This is a genomic window from Methylophaga sp. F7 (genome assembly GCF_056863975.1).
The window spans coordinates 1,131,375-1,149,655 of sequence record NZ_CM166511.1 but is presented as its reverse complement, the minus strand read 5'-3'; the positions used below and the strand labels follow the sequence as shown (position 1 = coordinate 1,149,655).

16 protein-coding genes and 1 pseudogene are annotated in these 18,281 nt (G+C 46.9%); 1 reads left to right on the top strand and 16 read right to left on the bottom strand.

Going from position 1 to position 18,281, the window contains the following annotated elements; all coding sequences use genetic code 11:
- Positions 1-154 precede the first annotated feature (154 nt).
- Positions 155-1,525 carry a PAS domain-containing protein gene (locus tag AC08OG_RS05870; RefSeq protein ID WP_482930302.1) on the top strand — a complete coding sequence of 457 codons (1,371 nt, stop codon included), beginning with the start codon at positions 155-157 and terminating at the stop codon, positions 1,523-1,525.
- A 53-nt stretch (positions 1,526-1,578) separates the two neighbouring features.
- Here the strand turns inward: AC08OG_RS05870 and AC08OG_RS05865 are convergent, their stop codons facing one another.
- The 16 genes and pseudogenes from AC08OG_RS05865 to AC08OG_RS05790 form a co-directional block, all read right to left on the bottom strand.
- Positions 1,579-2,364: a TorF family putative porin gene (locus tag AC08OG_RS05865; RefSeq protein WP_482930301.1), complete on the bottom strand. Its 786-nt coding sequence runs from the start codon at positions 2,362-2,364 to the stop codon at positions 1,579-1,581.
- 102 nt (positions 2,365-2,466) lie between these two features.
- Positions 2,467-3,510 (bottom strand): heme-dependent oxidative N-demethylase family protein, encoded by a 1,044-nt coding sequence (locus tag AC08OG_RS05860; protein ID WP_482930300.1) that lies wholly within the window; start codon positions 3,508-3,510, stop codon positions 2,467-2,469.
- Between the two features lie 9 nt (positions 3,511-3,519).
- Positions 3,520-4,473 carry a PDR/VanB family oxidoreductase gene (locus AC08OG_RS05855; RefSeq protein ID WP_482930299.1) on the bottom strand — a complete coding sequence of 318 codons (954 nt, stop codon included), beginning with the start codon at positions 4,471-4,473 and terminating at the stop codon, positions 3,520-3,522.
- Positions 4,470-4,763: a dimethylamine monooxygenase subunit DmmA family protein gene (locus tag AC08OG_RS05850; protein WP_482930526.1), complete on the bottom strand. Its 294-nt coding sequence runs from the start codon at positions 4,761-4,763 to the stop codon at positions 4,470-4,472. Before AC08OG_RS05850 ends, AC08OG_RS05855 begins: the two co-directional genes overlap by 4 nt.
- Positions 4,752-5,071, bottom strand: a pseudogene (locus tag AC08OG_RS05845) (dimethylamine monooxygenase subunit DmmA family protein); the annotation flags it as partial. The gene AC08OG_RS05850 and the pseudogene AC08OG_RS05845, both read right to left, overlap by 12 nt.
- 64 nt (positions 5,072-5,135) lie before the next feature.
- Positions 5,136-6,251, bottom strand: coding sequence for an aminomethyl transferase family protein (locus AC08OG_RS05840; protein WP_482930298.1), 1,116 nt, complete (start codon positions 6,249-6,251; stop codon positions 5,136-5,138).
- 145 nt (positions 6,252-6,396) lie between these two features.
- The gene (ribH, locus tag AC08OG_RS05835; protein ID WP_482930297.1) at positions 6,397-6,891 is read right to left on the bottom strand and encodes a 6,7-dimethyl-8-ribityllumazine synthase; all 495 of its coding nucleotides are present in this window, start codon (positions 6,889-6,891) and stop codon (positions 6,397-6,399) included.
- A gap of 161 nt (positions 6,892-7,052) precedes the next feature.
- On the bottom strand, positions 7,053-8,012 hold the full coding sequence (locus AC08OG_RS05830; RefSeq protein WP_482930296.1) for an electron transfer flavoprotein subunit alpha/FixB family protein: 960 nt from the start codon (positions 8,010-8,012) through the stop codon (positions 7,053-7,055).
- A gap of 2 nt (positions 8,013-8,014) precedes the next feature.
- Positions 8,015-8,809 carry an electron transfer flavoprotein subunit beta/FixA family protein gene (locus tag AC08OG_RS05825; RefSeq protein WP_482930295.1) on the bottom strand — a complete coding sequence of 265 codons (795 nt, stop codon included), beginning with the start codon at positions 8,807-8,809 and terminating at the stop codon, positions 8,015-8,017.
- A 38-nt stretch (positions 8,810-8,847) separates the two neighbouring features.
- Positions 8,848-10,251, bottom strand: coding sequence for a hypothetical protein (locus AC08OG_RS05820; protein WP_482930294.1), 1,404 nt, complete (start codon positions 10,249-10,251; stop codon positions 8,848-8,850).
- Positions 10,229-10,897, bottom strand: coding sequence for a (Fe-S)-binding protein (locus tag AC08OG_RS05815; protein ID WP_482930293.1), 669 nt, complete (start codon positions 10,895-10,897; stop codon positions 10,229-10,231). The genes AC08OG_RS05820 and AC08OG_RS05815 overlap by 23 nt, the downstream gene beginning before the upstream one ends.
- A complete protein-coding gene (locus AC08OG_RS05810) occupies positions 10,860-12,365 on the bottom strand; it encodes a (Fe-S)-binding protein (RefSeq protein ID WP_482930292.1) in 1,506 nt (501 codons plus the stop codon). The genes AC08OG_RS05815 and AC08OG_RS05810 overlap by 38 nt, the downstream gene beginning before the upstream one ends.
- A gap of 90 nt (positions 12,366-12,455) precedes the next feature.
- Entirely contained in the window at positions 12,456-14,708 is a 2,253-nt protein-coding gene (locus AC08OG_RS05805; protein WP_482930291.1) for an oxidoreductase, read from the bottom strand.
- 177 nt (positions 14,709-14,885) lie between these two features.
- Positions 14,886-16,598, bottom strand: coding sequence for an APC family permease (locus AC08OG_RS05800; protein WP_482930290.1), 1,713 nt, complete (start codon positions 16,596-16,598; stop codon positions 14,886-14,888).
- 328 nt (positions 16,599-16,926) lie between these two features.
- Entirely contained in the window at positions 16,927-17,232 is a 306-nt protein-coding gene (locus AC08OG_RS05795; protein ID WP_482930289.1) for a hypothetical protein, read from the bottom strand.
- Positions 17,229-18,278, bottom strand: coding sequence for a DMT family transporter (locus AC08OG_RS05790; RefSeq protein WP_482930288.1), 1,050 nt, complete (start codon positions 18,276-18,278; stop codon positions 17,229-17,231). Before AC08OG_RS05790 ends, AC08OG_RS05795 begins: the two co-directional genes overlap by 4 nt.
- Between the last annotated feature and the right edge of the window lie 3 nt (positions 18,279-18,281).

Genomic DNA, 18,281 nt, shown 5'->3' with positions numbered 1-18,281 from the left:
AGCAGTGTAATCAGCTTGGAAAAAACAGCTCTTTGGCGTATGCTTTTAAAAATATATTTCAGGTCAATTTTCTTCAAAACCGGGCTTCCCGAAAAAGCTGTTCTCAAGGGTCAGAACAATGGGTCTCATTATATTTTCCATGATCATGTTAAGCATGATCACAGCCATCGTATTTGGTACTTGGTGGGACAGCACAGCCCCATTCAAAATCCATTTTGCCGTGGCGGCTGCAATTTTTGCAGCATTGTTTTCCGTGGTGCTCACCATTGCCTTTTATCCTCATAGTCAAAGGAAATTGATGTTGGCCGGCAATCAAACTACCGGCAAGGATCACGGTTGGGCCAATGATGTCGCAAAGCGCCTGTCTACACCCTCTGCTGTCATTGATGGTTTTAATATCATTTTTGCCAATAATGCCTTCCTGCGTGAGCTGGGAATGAATGGTATGCGCGAACTGGTGACTAATATGCCACTTACAAATATGGTCCATCCCAGTAATCATGCTGCGCTGACAAACTTCATGAGACAGATGAAAAACAGCAATGAACCGCATCAGACACTTACGCTACGTATGCTTTATATTGATGGCACCACCATACCCGTGCATATTTCATTGTCACCTTTAAACTCACAAGATCAATCGAATCTCAATTTATTGCAGTTTTCATCCATTACACAATCGCAAAATGATTCAGATTTAAAATCAGATAAATTCAATTTTCCAAGCCTTTTAAATAATATCAGACAAATCATTTTTATAAACAATGTTGATCAGGAAATTATATATGCAAATACTGCCTGGGAAATGCTTACTGACTTTAGTGTTTCAGAATCATTAAATAAACCTTTTTTAAGTTTTATCCACCCTGAAGATATTTTACTGGTTGAATCCAGAATGAATTCACTTATTCAGGGTAAACGTCAATATTTTCAAATCGAATGTCGAGTCATTACCAAAAACGGTTCATATCGATGGATTGAAATCCGTGCTTCACGCAGTTCCAATTTCAAAGGTGAACGTTCCAGTGTCATTGGCACACTGACGGATATCACTCAGTTAAAGCAACTTGAAGCGGCACAGAAACATAATCGTCACTCGCCTGTAGATATGATCATGACCAATATTCCCAACATGATTTACCGTTGTAAAAATGATCGCGACTGGACTTTTGAATTTGTCAGCGATAGTTGCCTTGAAGTCACTGAATACCAGCCTTATGAGTTGGTTAACTCTAACAATGTCACCTATATGCAGCTGATTCATCCCGATGATCGACCTCGTTGCTGGGAACATGTCCAGGAACAAATAGCCAAACAGCGAAAATTTCAGATGATCTATCGTATCTGTACCCGTACCAATAAAACCCGCTGGGTTATGGAACAAGGTGAAGGTATCTTTTCTGCCAGTGGTGAGTTGCTTGCCCTGGAAGGTGTCGTTATCGATCTGAGTAATGATAATCTATCTCAACTTGATGTCGGCTTACGTGACATGATCGAAAACAAATCTGTGACCTGTCCTGAATAAAATTAAAGCACCCCAGAAGGGGTGCTTTATAGTCATAATGTTAAGTGACCGAATCAGAAACTACGCATGATATAAACAATAAACTGACTATCACCGCGGTTATCGCCATCTACACCAGTCCACCAGTCCTCATCAGCATTGGTATCGGTGTAGTTAACTCCAGCATTCCAACCATCAGAATTGGCGATGGAAAAATCTTTGTTCAAGCCGATCATATAGTCGGTGTAGTTGAACTCATCATAGTTTTCAGCTTCCAGTCGACCAATATGCAAATGCAGATTTATACCCATCGGCAAACCATAATCAAAATTCAGCTCAAAATACTGTGTGCCTTTTGAATCGCCATTTGCATAACCGTCAATTCCGGCAGACTTATTATTGATACCGCCCCAATCAGTCAGAGTTCGGCTGTACTTAGCAGTAAACCATTTCCAGGTTCCAGCAACATAGGCTTCAGTGGTGTCAAAATCCTCGCCGTTATATTTTTCACGGTCCGGATAATAGAATTGAAGCAAACCGACATCGACTGCAAAGTCATCATTGAACTGATGATAGTAACCACCATACAGATCAACTTCTACACTGTTACCAACGTTATCGCCTTCTTCAAGGTTTGTGCCCCAGATACCAGCATACCAGCCACTTTCATGTGCATAATCAAAACCACCCTGCAGAGCAACATCCTCATTAGAGTAAGTAATACCACGAAATACATACTGACTGAACAGACCGACATTGGCACTGAAAGTGTGTGGCGAGGTTGTTTCGGCAAATACTGATGCGCTCGTCATTAAGCTCATCCCGGCCAACCCTGATACCACAATATTTCTCATTTTCATTTTTTGTTTCCTTCTGGGTTTTTAAAGGTAATGCGAACCGCTGACCGGCATTAGCCAGCGGCCAGTGCTATGGACGAAAGCCCATATTCATTGAAAGGAAATTTATTCCGGCTGGGTACCCAGTCCCAGTTCGGCTCCGTCTTCCAATGGTTCCAACCAATCGATAACGGTTTGTCGATAAAGATCCAGCCCTTTATATTCCGAGAGATCAGGATGCAGATTAGTCAGCACCCTACGTAGTCGTTTTGCCCATTTTGGATAAGTGATCAATTCATCAAGGCTGATAAGATAACCACGGACACTGAAGGCAATTGCATTACTCCGTGGCAGACGGAATAACGCCTGCAGTTCAACACGAAGGTGCACTTTCTCTCCTACGTTTTCCGGAGTGACAGAAGCGTTATCCGGTCCCCACAATGGAAACTCTTCAGGTGAAGTATCCAGACGCGGATTCACCGTCATGGTCCAGTTGAGTCGGCGCACCGGGCTGCCATATTGCAGATGCAGCAAATATTTCAGTGCTCTGTCAAAAATGCCGATTTCATTCGCTTGTGGAACCGGCCCATGCCACTCTTTGAAAGACATGCCGGCATCAAAAGCGATCGACCAGTCAGCCTGACTGGTGACCATACCCATATCGGCAAACAAGTCATCGTCGCGATGATCCATGATGATCCAGTCACCCTGGACCTGACGGGTGATGTATTCAAACGGCTCCATTGGCAATGTACTGGTATCACCAAAAGTAAATGTCTGATCAATTTCCAGTGGTTTGTTAATCCAGTGCCATTCATTGCCGTTTTTGGTCAGTTCAAACCATTGAGGATAATCCGTCGACAATGAATCCATGATCAGTTCGACCATGTCCCATTGAGCGTCCATCATGTGTGGCAATGCAATATAACGCGTAGGGTCACGTTCCAGTGTCAGACGTCGATCTTCACATTCGGCGATGTAATGCTCATCAATATCGATGGCATGTTCGAAAACCGATCCCGGGTTGGTTGATACATGCTGCTCGATATTGACGCTGTACATGTATTCATCTTCGGCAAACGGAAATGGAAAACGCCGTATTGCCTCAGGTGAATTACGGAAGGTGTAATCATCACGGAAAGTTTCTTTTTTAAAGGCTGGAGTATTCATAAGACGTCCTCAGATATTGAGTAATAATTTCTGGCAGCGGGCCCTGGATACACAGGGCATGATTTTGTTACCAGACGCTTTTTCGGCATCGGATAAATAGTGGTCGTTATGCATCAGTACACCATCGCACTCCAGAACTTCTACTTCACAGCGACCACAAGCACCGCCTCGGCAGAGAAAATCGGGTTCAAGTCCAGCCTCTTCCATTGCTTCGAGCATGCTCATATCACCCGGAACCTCAATTTCCATATTGGACTTGACCAACTGCACCTGAAACGAATCACCAATAGGTGGAGCCAGGAATTGTTCACTGTGTACATGGGTTTTTGGCCATCCCAAATCTTTCGCTGTCAGCAATAGCGCATTGACCATAGGTTCTGGCCCGCACACATAGACATGGGTGCCTAGTGGCTGGTTAGATAAGAGATTCTGAAAATTAATTCGCTGACCTTCACTTTCAATATGCAGATGCAATCGGTCACCACACATTTGTTGCAGTTGCTCGACAAAAGCACCATGCTCAGCTGAACGGAAGGCGTAATGCATTTCATAATCATCACCGAGTCGGTTTAAATCGGCGATTTGCGACATAAACGGCGTAATACCGATACCACCAGCAACCAGAATGTGTTTTTTACCTAGCTTGGAAAGGCTGAACAAATTGACGGGATAGGTTATCTGCAACCTGGATCCAACTTCGACACTGTCATGCATGAACACCGAACCACCGCGCGAATTCTCCTGACGCCGAACCGAAATATGATAACTGTCAGTATTTTCCGGAGAGCCCATCAGCGAATAGGGATTTCGATGGATACGACCATCAATGTTCATCGACACTACTACATGGCTGCCACCGGAGAATTTCGGTAACGGCTGGCCATTTTCCTCAACCAGCGTGAAATGTTTCACCATATCGGTGACCTGTTCGACATCGGCCACTTTTACGTTCAGGATACTCATGGATAAACCTCTTCAATCTGTGGAATGTTGCCAGGCTCCTCTGCATCCACCATGACCCCCATGTACGCACCAAGACGCCGGGAAAAATGGTCACGGACAAACAGATGTCGACCACAATTGCTACATGGGAAAACATTGTGATGAACATCACGGGTAATGGTTTTGCAGTGAACGCAATACACCGGTCTTGCCAATGTGCCGCACAACTCTTTCTGCACATCAACATCCTGAACACCAGCAACGCGGGTTTTCTGCAAAACTTGCCACATAAAAGCTTCACTGCCTGCCACATAAAAGCGGGTTCCCATGGTGCAGTGTTTCAGTCGTTGTTCCAGATTAGCCAGCAAACTTTCTTCTGAATCACAAATATCCAGTTCCTCCAGTACTATTTGCTGCAGGATGTCTGAATAATTCTTTTCGGCCGTTGGTAAATCTGCATAAAGCACCTGAATAGGTTCTTTGGGGTACATTTGCTGAAATAATTTAAGAACAGCAATACCACCCTCCCCCCGGCCACCACCAAATGTGCAACCGCTGGGGTTTGCCATACCAGTGAGCCATAAAGTGGTTTGCTTCTTATCCAGTAACCTCTTTGCATAATGATTTCCTCATTAAATCTGGCTTAGCGCGGTCAGATTCCTGGCCGGCGCTCTGCAGACTATTTACTTTTGTTGTTCCGGATGAGTACGCAGACGCATCGGGTCATAGAAAGGCATCTTTGCAACATAAGCTTTAACTGGCTGTTTGCCTTCCACCATCACTTGAGTCCCGATTGCGAGATGATCCGGGTGCAGATGAACCAGTGCCAGAGACTGCATCAGATAATTGCTGTAACTGGCACTGGTCACCACACCAACATCTTTACCGTCATGAGTTATACGAGAACCAGGTTCAACAGCTTCGGCGGTCATACAGATAATGCCGGCCTGCTTGAAACGTTCTTTTCCTTTGGATGCCAGAACAGCGGCCTTGCCGATATAATCGCCGGGTTTATCCAAATCGACGCCCCAGCCCATATTGACTTCCCAGGGAGTGGTATCGCCCTCAGGCATTTCATAGGGGAAAAACAGCAGACCTGCTTCGACACGGGTAAGATCAAGCGAATCCCAGGAGGCGGCAATCACACCAAATGGTTTGCCTTTTTCCAGAATCATGTCCCAGATATGAATGGCATCATCGGCACTGCAGTAGACTTCATAGCCGCGCTCGCCTGAATAGCCACCACGGGCAATTTTGATAGCACAGCCAAATAATTTCGCGTCAACATGACGGAAATAAGGCAGTGTTTCCAAATCAAAGTCGAGATGAGGGTTTAACACTTCCAAGGATTTCGGTCCCTGTAATGACAGAATATGTACATCCAAATCTGCTGCGATCTGAACATTTTTACCCTGGGAGATCTTCTCCAGCTGCTGCGGAGTGGCCCCACTGCCATGTGACAGTCGAAACTGATTCGGCGCATCACAAATCACCATAATGTCATCACATAGTGCACCGCTTTCATCTACTTCAGCCGCCAGCCTGGAGGTACCAGGTTCCATTTTGGTCACATCAATAGTGACCAGTTGATCCAATACGGCTGTTGCATCAGGACCACTGACGTTCAGAATATTCAAAGCAGATACGTCATATAGACCTGCACGTGTCCTTACAGCAATCACCTCCTCATCTGGATCTGATTTATAACTCCAGGGAATCGGCATATTGTTCCAGGTATCCCCATTTAATAACGAACCGAGTTCCTTATGACGTACATTCAGGATTGAATTTCTAAGCATTGCGATCTCCACAGTCATTAAAATTTATGGTATAGGCAAACCATAGCCCAGCAGACCATGCTCGAAAATTCCCAAGATGGCGTACTCCCAATGGAGTAAACAGAATTGAATTAGTTAGGATCTTCTACAGAATCAAGGCTATTTATTAAGCTGATATAGATTTTGGGAGTTGCTGTAAGCGTTGCAGGGTTTGAATCATTTCCAGTACAACCTGGGCTGACTCTTTGCCTTTGATACGAGCCCGGGTACTCGCCTGTTCTTCGTTTTCGGTAGTCAGAATGGCATTGGCAATGGGTATACGATAATGCTGCTGTATTTCGGTAATGGCCCGTGCCGACTCATTGCAAACCACCTCAAAATGATAGGTTTCACCTCGTATCACACAGCCCAACGCTATCAGACCATCAAATTTTCCGCTTTCCGACAGTTCAGATAGAACCAATGATATTTCCAGTGCACCCGGCACGGTAAACAGCACAATATCATTGCTGGCTACTGCTGCTCGATTCAGTTCATCGATACAGCCGCTGACCAACGCGCTGCCTATTGCCGGATTAAAACGTGACTGTACGATACCTATCCGCAGACCTTTACCATTCAGTCCCGCTTTCGTTGCTGACACTTTTAGATCATCTGTCATGACGTTTTCCTTAAATATAGGTCGCGAAACCAACGGGGATGTCTGCCTGGGCAGACATTGCCAGTTACCCCCGCCAGCTCGCGAATTTACCAGGTCTATTGATTTTTCATCGCCACCACTGCTGGAGCAGATGAGAAAACAAAAGTCCCTATAAGCCCAGCCTATTCAAAATGGCTACGCAGCTCTTCTTCTATTTCGAAAATATCGCCGACAATGCCGTATTTGGCGATAGTAAAAATTGAAGCGCCTGGATCACTATTGACCGCAACAATAGTTGGCACATGTTTCATGCCCGCCATATGCTGAATCGAACCGGAAATGCCCATCGCGACATACAATTTGCAGGATCCAACCACCTTGCCTGACTGACCGACCTGACGGGATTTTGGCAACCAGCCGGAATCGGCTATAGGTCTTGAGCAACACAAAGTGGCATCCGCCATCTCAGCCAGCTCACGGAACTGCTCCACATTGGCTTCTTCGGCAATGCCACGGCCTATCGACATAATGAAATCGACCGTGGTGATATCAATATCATCTGCCCCGCCTGCCTCAACAAATTCCAGGTTAGTACTGCGTGATTCGATACTGGTCATATCTTCTGAAGATACCGCTGGAGAAGCTTTTTCCTCGGTCGGTTTGAAGACACTTGGACGAATGGTCAACAGCACACACTGCTTGCCTGGGAAATCCAGCTCTACATTGACCTTCTGGTCATATCCGGAGCGTGTTGCCACCAGATCATCTCCATCATATTGCAGGCCGTATACATCAGTGGCAAAGCCATAATTACCCTTGCGAGCCAAAGTGGCTGCGTAGCCGAGTGAATCGACGCTATGGGGTAGCAGAACAACTTCAGGATCCAGCTTTTCCATCAGCGAAGTGATTGCAGCTTCAAAGATATCCGGATCAAACTCGACACTGGCCGTTTTTACCGTGATGATTTCATCCACACCGGCAACTGACAGGTCTGCAATATAGTTTTCAGCCTGTTCGCCAATCACAGCGACAACAACCTTGTCATCAGCCTGTCGCAGTTCCTGTGCCGCAGCAATAACTTCCAGTGAGATAGGCCGCAGTTCGCCACGACGGTGTTCAGCAATTAATAAGAATGTTTTCATGGTTATTCCCCTTTGAACTCACGAATAATTTCAGCCAGTTTTGCTGCCTGTTCAGAAGGTGTACCTTCAATCATTGAGGCCATACCTTTTTCAGGAATATACATACGCCGTACACGTGATAAAGCAGCATCAACCCCGACATCACTTTCACTCAGGCCCAAATCACTCAGGCTGATTTCATCTACAGGTTTGGCAGCTGCCTGCTTGATACCGCGTAATGAAGCGTAACGCGGAGTATTGATGCCTAGCTGAATAGTAAGCACCGATGGGCAGTCAATTTCCACTTCCTGTGACAATCCGCCTTCCAGTTCACGAGTGATTTTGGCTTTGTTACTGCCAGGCTGATATTCAAGTCCTGCAACCACTGCCGCATGAGGCCAGTTCAGACTGGCAGCCAGTGAAATACCGGTCGAACCCGCTGCATCATCTGATGACTGCACACCAGCAAATACCATATCCGGCTTTTCTTTTTCGACGACAGCAGACAGGATGCGACCGATTGTGACCGAATCAGAGCCTTCCATTGCTTCATCCCAGACTCGAATAGCGCGATCAGCACCTTTAGCCAGGCATTTTCTCAGGACGTCATCAACCCTTTCCGGTCCCACCGATACCACCACCACCTCAACTTCGGTATCAGATGATTCTTTGATAATCATCGCTTCTTCAAGTGAAAAATCATCCCACTCGTTGAGGTCGTAAAGCAGGAAATCCTCATCGACATCAAGTTGATCATCACGAATTTCGAAGTCTTCATCTAATGCAGCGACTTCTTTAACTGCAACCAGTATTTTCATCAGATTTCTCTCCTAGTTGACTGTATAAAACAGCATTTCTAATGCAGCGAAGGCTGCAAATACTTTTGTGTAAACCATTTGAACACCATAAAACGGACGGACAGATCAGGATCGTCATGCAGACTCCAGCGGTCGCGATCATTCAGTGCAGGGTTGGATACCAGCATTAACCTATGCAAGTAATACGGGTCTTCCAGCAGTGGCAGTAGAGTGTCTCGTTCGGCCTTTGGATTGATAATCACGCCCCGACGTATATCAGTCTGTTGAGCACCCGACAGTCTGACCAGAATGGCTTGCGGTGTATTGATGTTGCTGGCCACTCCGCTCAGCACATCGACATCATTTTCAGCAGACAGCATGCCGAGCACATCTGCAGGTGTGTTCTTTTGATAGGCCACACCGGCTCTGACCCAGACACTGTTATCTACAGACAACCGCCTGAGAATATCGATGGATGTCAGTGGGTTTCGAGTTACTGCACGGCGAACTTCATCATTCTGGTCCTGGGCCAGTTTATTAAGCAGCAACTCATCTAACCGGGGATGACGGGCTACTCTCTGTCTAACCCAGTGATCTTCATCATTAGCCAGCTGTTGCAAATTTTCATCTGTCAGGTCAGTTCGACTTGCCAAAGCACGACGCACGCTATTGGAACTGTTGTGGATCATCTGGTTGGCGAGTTCTTTGCTCAGAGAGGGGTTACCTGCCAAAGTACGAAGCACGCTGACGTCATCATGTTGAGCCAGAATGGCTAATTTTTCCGGAGCTAACCGGGGATTTGCCGCCAGATGTCTTAGAATGGTTGTGTCAGTTTCATTAAATGCCAAATCCAGCAAATACTGAGGACAACGGATATGTGTCACCACAGCTGATCGGATAAAACAGTTGCCACGCTGATAGAGCTTTTCCAGTAATTCAGGAGGTGTATCAGCATGGACAGCCAATTCGTTATCAAACATGTCGGGATAACGTTGTTCAAGGCAAATCAATGTATTTGCATCTGTATTGGGATGCGCAGCAATGGATTTGAGAATCGGAATATCATCCTCGCTCGTTGCCAGACTGTTCAGTAATGCCGATGAGCTATGTGCATGCTGAGTCAGCAGACTGATCAACTGCCGATCATGACCACCTTTTTTATAGATAGTGTTCAACGTGTCGGCACGACTGGCTGGATTTTTATCCAGTCTCAGCCTGACTGTTTCATCATCGATTTTCGCCAGCATTTGCAGCACAGCTGCAGGAGTATGCTCCCAGCGGGCCAGCAGCAGTGTGTTGCGACGCTCCTCACAGAGTATGTCGCGCAACTGCTGTTTTTGCTCACCCTCAGCCAGTTCAAACACGGCTGCTGCACTATGCAGATCGCCACTGCGTATCGCACAGTTAATCAATGCATCAGCGGTCTCCGGCAGGCCGGTATCAGGCGGAAACAACATCGGCATCGATGACCTCAAATTCATCAAACTCGACACATTCGTTGACCAGCTCAATCAACTCTTTCACGACGAATTTGCCTTCATACCCAGCCGTTTTCAGTGCATCTTCAAACATGGTCAGATCTTTTGGGCATGACACGATAAAGACATCAAGCTCTTCAATTTCTGCTGCTTCACGCATACGGTTCTCAGAAGGTTTTTCAATACCGACCGGATCCGGGATCCAGATACGACCACCACCTGCACCACAGCAGAAGGAGTTGTCACGGTTACGGTCCATTTCGATCAGCTCGCAACCCAGCAACTTGATCAGTTCACGAGGCGCGTCATAGCCTTTGTTATAGCGACCAAGATGGCATGGGTCATGGAATGTCACCCGATAATCGAGCTTTTTGTTGAGCTTGAGTTTGCCCTGTTCGAATAACTGCTTGAGTAACGTGGTGTAATGCTGAATTTCAAATTCACCACCAAAATCCGGATATTCATTACGAATAGTGTTGAATGAGTGTGGATCGGTGGTCACAATCGAGTTGAAGTCACATTTTTCCAGGGTACTGATATTGGCATTAGCCAGGAATTCATAAAGGCCCTCTTCCCCGACCCGACGCACATCATTACCGGCATTCATTTCTGCTTCTGTAAAGCAAGCCAAAGTCAACTCCCGCCTGTTTCATTAACTTGGCAAAAGAACGGGTCACCACCTGGTTACGCGGATCAAAAGAAGCGTAGTCACCGACAAACCACATCACATCAACCGGTTCTTTACGTGCATCTTTAATGGTGAACGGCAACTCCTTGGTCCAACGTGGACGTTTACGTTTCGATTCATTCATCGAGTTGCCGTTTTTGTGGATTGACTGCATGGTTTTCTGCAGAATCGGTTCCATATTGCCTTCATCCACCAGCTTGCGACGCATCTGCACAATGATAGGCACATGCTCAACCGCGACCGGACAGATTTCCACACAGGCAAGACAGGTCCGGCAGGACCATAGCGTTTCCATAAAGACCTGTCCCACATCCTTACCATGAACATCCAGCTCGGCTTGTTCGGGAAGTTCTTTGGATTGCAGAGATTTATTGGCAAATTCCCGCAATGAGAGGATAACGTCACGTGGAGACAACGGCGCACCAACCGCATTTGCGGGGCAAGCTTCATGGCAACGGCCACACTTGGTGCAGGCATCCAGATTAAGCAACTGTTTCCAGGTAAGATCAGTAATCGTTTTGATACCAATATCTTCCTGATCTTCCGGCACACTCGGCAAACGTTTACCGGCCATCGGATCTCGGAACATCAGCGAGCCTGATGCGGTGAAGATATGTTTGACTTTGGTATATGGAATAAGCGCGATAAAGGCCAGCGCCAACACACCATGAAACCACCAAAGTCCAGTGCGGAAATTACCTGCTGCTTCAGCGCCCATACCGACGCCAACCATTATATGGGCCATCAATGCTCCGATGGGTGACCACCAGCGATAATCCCAGACCGTTGCGGTATCACTTAACCAGACCAGACGTGCGGCTTCCAGTAAAAAGCCTGTGAAGCCAATCAGGATAAGCGACCATAAAAAAGCCCAGTCTTCGCGGCGGTAGCCACTGCGATCATAATCTGGGTCGCCGGGTTCACGATCCGGGCGGGCATAGTCAAGCTTGGGCAGCTTTAACCATTTTCTGCGGTACATCATATAAAGCAGCCCCCCAATCAGACCGACACCAGCCAGATCCAGAATCAAGGAGAACCACAGATAAAAATCGCCATACCAGAACGTGATACCAAACAGGGGTTCCAGAATGTCGTATTCGAGGGTAATCGTGGCTGTGCCGATAAACAGCAGCACAAAGCCGAAAAATATCAATGCATGGGCACGACCAGCGGACTTATCACGCCGTTTAAGGGTGCGATGCGTTGCCATGGTCTTGCACATGTCTTTAAAGCGTGCAAAAAACTCACCCCAAGAAGCATCAGGCTTGCCGCGGCGATACTTGCGGATCTGCACATAAACACCGTAAAGAAATATACCGATAGCGGTATAGCCAATTACGTAGAAAAGATAAATTGACCAGTTTGAAAAGCCTTCAAACAGAATTCGCGTAATTTCATGTGCTTCATTCATGACACACCTACTTTCCTGGGAAATTCATAATGATTGAGCAAACGGAAGGTGTGCTGTCCCAATCGACAGCACACAACCGGTTCCTGCTATTTAGATCTTGTACTCGATCTCATGGTTACCACCCGGCATATGCGGTGTGCCCCAGGCAATCGTTTCGCGTTTGTACGGCAACGGGAATTGAGGATTTTCAGACTCAATCTCACGTGCCACGCGATGACCGGTAAAGGTGGCATCAGCGATATAACGAGGCGCTTCAGCATCACCAATCAGATACACACCCTTGATATCGTTCTCAGCCCATTCACTTTCACGGGCTTTGAGTTCCTGATAAAGCTTGTTATCCGATTTACGGCCAGTGACCAGTACCAGAGAATCAAACTCCAGCCAGCGATGCGTTTTGTTTTCATCACGTGGCAATTTACCCGGGCCACGATAGCTGCGACGTGAGCCATCCCCCCACATGTTGTAGATTTCCAGACGTCCAGTCTCAATGCGGCTACAGAAATGATTACCGATTTCTTCGATATTCAGTTCGTGCAAACGGCGCATCATATTTGGATATTCCAGTGTGAATTCCATATATTTCGCCAGGTGGACACCCGTAACGATGGTGACTTCATGACCGTCATTAACCAGTTTTTCAGCCAGACTTGGCGCCATGAAATAACTATCGGCATTGAGAATAACGACACGCTTACCGATTTTCTTTTCACCGGACATGACTTGTTCAGGTGTTAATTGATCCGGTAATGACGCATCAGCGCCGGGAATGGCATCATGAGTCAGACAGTTATCCCCATTGGTATGCCATTTGGCACCGGTAGCGATAATGACTTTTTCTGCACCATATTCCAGTACATCATCAGCGGTCAGTGGTTTTTGCCCCAGCGCCAACACACTGTTTTTATTTTTCTTAACCAGTTTCTGCAGCTGTGTTTCACGATAATCACGGTGATATCCCCACTCACCCAGGCCTGGTAAAGACGCTATCTGATTCAGATGACCACCAACTTTTTCAGCGGTATCGTAAACGTGAACCACATAACCCTGTTCCATCAGAACCCGTGCAGCTTCTGCGCCTGAAGGTCCCGCACCAACAACCAATACTGAATCAGAGGAAGTGGCTTTCTTGAATTTTTCTGGATGCCAGCCGCGGCGATATTCTTCACCTGCTGTCGCATTCTGCGTACAGATCATTGGTGGGCCACCAATTTCCCAACGGGAAATACAGACATTACAACCGATACAAACACGGATATCGTCGTAACGCCCTTCTTCAATTTTCTTCGGTAAGAACGGATCTGAAATAGATGGACGTGCCGCACCAATAATATCGGCATAGCCTTTGGTGACGATTTCAGTCATTTTTTCCGGATCAGTAAAACGACCTACACCGAGTACCGGTTTTTTGGAAACTTCTTTAACAAACTTGGTCCATGGAACCTGGTGACCTTGCTGATAGAAACGTGATGGACCCGCATCTTCGCCCCACTCCGCGATATCACCGACATCCACATCCCATAAATCCACCAGCGGATCAGCCATCTGGATGAACTTCATACCATCTTCTTCAACTTCAATTTGGCCGGGTCCATACAGGGTATCGACGGCAAATCGAGTCGCAATGGCACAATCACTACCAACGGCGTTACGTACTTTTTCTAATGTTTCAAGCCAAAAACGTGCCCGGTTTTCTAATGAACCACCATATTGGTCAGTTCTTTTATTGTAATAAGGATTTAAAAATTGCAGTGGTAAGTAGGAGTGCGCACCGTAGACATAAATAATGTCAAAACCGGCATCACGTGAGCGGTAAGCTGCATCAACGTAGTATTGCTGGACTCGTTGAATATCGCTCAGATCCATTTCTTTACAATAGCTCAGTGTTTCAAATTCTGAAGCAATCTGACTTGGGCCCATCGGAGTGGCCCGGCTTTCCAGACAAGGTGCATGAGCACCGCCGTACCAAAGTTCCACACCGGCTAACGCGCCAAATTTATGGACCTCATCGGTCATGGCTTTTAGATTACGTACATCGCCTTCATCCCAGATACGGGCAGACAACCGCATGGTGTCATCAGATTCGGGATGGATTGAGCAATATTCCGTATTCATTGCAGCCCAGCCACCCTCAGCTTTCAATGAGCGATGAGCGGCCTGGAAACCAGGTTTATCTGAACCGGCACCAATACAGTGTGGTACCTGATAAAAACGGTTTCTAAGAGTTTTGGGACCGATTTGAATCGGTTCAAATAAAATATCGTGCTTAGGATCGCGTGCCATATTCTGTTCTCCATTATTGTGAGTTCGGGCAAGCTTATTTTCAGCCTTGCCAGAAACCACAACAATTCTCCTGATGTGTTACCACCTAGGAAGTACGAGAGGATTGCGCGAAGTGATTACTCTGTCGGAGATGCTATATGGGCTGTCAGATATGACTTAATGAGCACAAATTTCGTCATGCGTTGAAATTGATTCGAATCCATGAATTTTGGAAAGAAAAAATGCTGAGGGTTGAGGCTACAGATCAGCCACCAGCAAACTGCTGAAAAAGACAATAAGAATGCCAGTCAGCAAGACCAGATAAGGCAGCATACCGGCACGGCAAATAATATCTCTTCCATTTTCATCCAGTGACATGTCTTCACGCATGGCTTTGGGAAACATGCCTTTATCCACAATATAATGACGCCAGATAAAAATCGGAATCACCAGCAGTGCCAGTAGAATTCCACTCATCAATGTTCCCTTACCCCAGACATTCGCTCCCATGCCCATCAGCACCATATTTACGTAGGACAATAGCGTGCCGATCACAATCAGCAATGTTGGAGCACGGTAAGGTCGCTCCCAATTAGGCCGATCCAGTCGATGAATCCAACCGGCGTTGAGATTGAGAAAATTAAAAATGATATATCCCACATTGGACGCAGCCAGCAGGAATACATAATCAGACATGCTAAGCAGCACCAGATTGACAATCAGGTTGGTCCACATTGCGGCAGTCGGGGCGCCCTGTTCATTTACCTTGGATAGATAACCGGGTAACATACCATCGATAGATCCCTGATACAGGGTGCGTGATGAACCGGCCATGGTGGTCATCACTGACAACAGTAACGCCAGCACCAGCATCACCACAAACACATTGGCAAACATGCTATCCCCGCCCAGAATACCGGCCAGGACATTTGCCACCCCCATACCGCTGTAGATTTCTGCCGATAACATTCCATCATAAACTGCCGGTGCCACAACCTGACCGGCGCTATTGAGGGTCTCCCGCTCTACAAGCTGTCCCAGTCCCAGGTGTCCCTGAAATGCCAGAGGTACCAGTGAAAACACCGCAATACACAATAACCCCGAAAAGAAGATGGCCTTGAACGTATCGCTTTTGGGATTTTTGAATTCCCGCGTATAACAAACCGCCGTTTCAAATCCATAAGTTGACCAGGCTGCGATAAACAGCCCCCCGGCCATCAGTTTCCAGCCTTCAAGGTTCCATTTACCTTCTATCACATTACCGATTGAATCATAGGCCAGAGGTGTCAGAGGGGTAATATTTGATAACGGTAAATCACCGGTAATCAGAGGCACTAGGCCAACCAACAGTAGTGGCAATAAACCCGTCAAACCAAATATCATGGTGGCACGTGCCGATCGAAGTATGCCGCCATTCTGGATAGCAAACACCACCAGCATAAGGGCACTACCGATGATAAATGTCGCGTTGATTCGCAAGCTCAAACCGTCTTTCAGATAGGACAGATCAACCAGCGTGATTTGCCAGCTATTAATGACGGCATCCGGTGCAAACAGAGCGGAAAGAATATATCCTGCTGCCAGCCCCGATCCGATAGCAAGAACCGGCCCCCAGGCGATCCAATTGCACCAAACTGATATCGGCGCAACAACCTTTATATATCGGATCCAGGCAACTGCACCATAAACCGATGCACCACCGGTTTTATGTGGAAATAATCCGGCGATTTCGGCATAAGTAAACGCTTGCAGAAAACCAAAACTGATAGATATGATCCATATCAGCCAGGCTGGCTGGCCGACTGTTGCGGCCACCGCTCCCATGGAAAACAGCACAAGTGCCGGTACGCCACTCGCTACCCAGAAGGCGCCGGTCCAATTGATTCTACGGTGTAACGTTGATGGGTCTGCCCTATTTTCGGCCAGCACATCAACGGCTGCCATATTGGCAGGTACTGAAGGCTCACTCACCCGTTTACCCCTGTAGTTACAGTTCTTTGGCTGTATTATTTTTTAGTTGTTATTGTTTACATTATCACGCATTAAAGATGGCCAACTGCCTATCATGAAAATACATTAACAAAAAGCTCGAAGCTGGGCATCTGACAATATGATGGCTATAGCCATGTTATGGCAACACGCCTTTAGATGTACTTCCAATGTGGTAGGATAAGCGCCTGATTGATCTAGCAGGGCTTAATAGGTTTTGACAAAGATCCTTGCACACAGCAAAGCGACAAGGCTAAGCCCGAATATAATCACAAGAGCCAGTACATCGGCGTAAGGATATCCCCAGAATTCAGTCATTGGTTGTTACTCCATCTAACAGACCAGTATCCAACATACGTTGCCGACCAAAGTCAGACAAAGCAAACTCAAACAATAAACGATCTTTCGCAATTGCTTCACCATCATCAAGCCGATGCCCGATACGGTTAATAAGCCCGGCTGAGGCCAGCTCATCCAAAGCAATACTGAAATGATTTATCCAGTAATGGCCCTGCAGCTCATATTCAACCAGTGCCCGTTGAATCAATTCAAAATCCCATAAACTCGGATACTGATTTAGCGTGATCAGCAGAAAACCCTTTTGGGGTAGTTTCATGATTCCACCTCACGAAGAGTAGAAATGTTCTCAGCCGGTTCACGATACATAACAAAGCTGCCGGTTACGGTCAGAATCAGTCCCAACACGAAATACCATTCCGGTAGTTCCAGAGTAAATGCCATAACAAACAATACGGCAAACACCCCGTATAAATTGCCTATCGCCTCGCCCCGGCCCACACCAATCAGTGAAAAACTCTTATAAAAAGCGGTATAACAATATGCATGAGCAATTGAGGCCAATACCATCCAGAGCATCACCATCGGGCTGGTCAGCATATCCACCAGCAACGTAACAATGGGTAAATCGGTCAGCAGGTAGATCATCGGCAGTACCAGAACGCCCCAAAACAGAATTTCAAAACTGAAGCGGCATTGAATACCGACATCAGGATCAGTAACGTCCATTGCACGCGACGCTACCGCTCCCTCAGCCCCCCAACCAATCGCTGACATGATACCCCCTACATAGCCCAGCCAGGCATAGTTTTCGCTGATATCAATCTCCCCAAACAGGCCCGGACCGTAAATGACCATTCCTCCCATGATAATAATTGCCATACCCAGTGCAGCACGGCCGGAGATTTTTTCGTGATACCAGAGTCGCGCAATGATTGCACCGACAACGGGATAAAATAGTGAGGTAATCGCCGCAAACACAGGGCCAACATAGCCCATCGCCATATACGAGCCGAAAATGGCCATCGGACCACCACACAAGGAAGCGAGCGCATACCATTTGGAGATTCGTCTGAAACGCACAATGGTGCGTCCATAGTCACGTAACTTACCCAGCATGCCGTTCCAGAGGATCAGAAACAGTAACACGACAACAGCGTGGATCCAGGTCATGACTGCCGTGGCAGCCAGACGCATGCCATGATCTCCGTTATGAATGCTGACAAAGGGTTCTTCATACCACATTGCTGTACCAGGTACATACCAGGCACCCCATAGCACAGCAGTCCAAAGAGCCCAGGTAAAACCCCAACGCTGACTGCGTTGGAAATGATTATGTAGTGCTTTATCCAACGATAATGACATTAA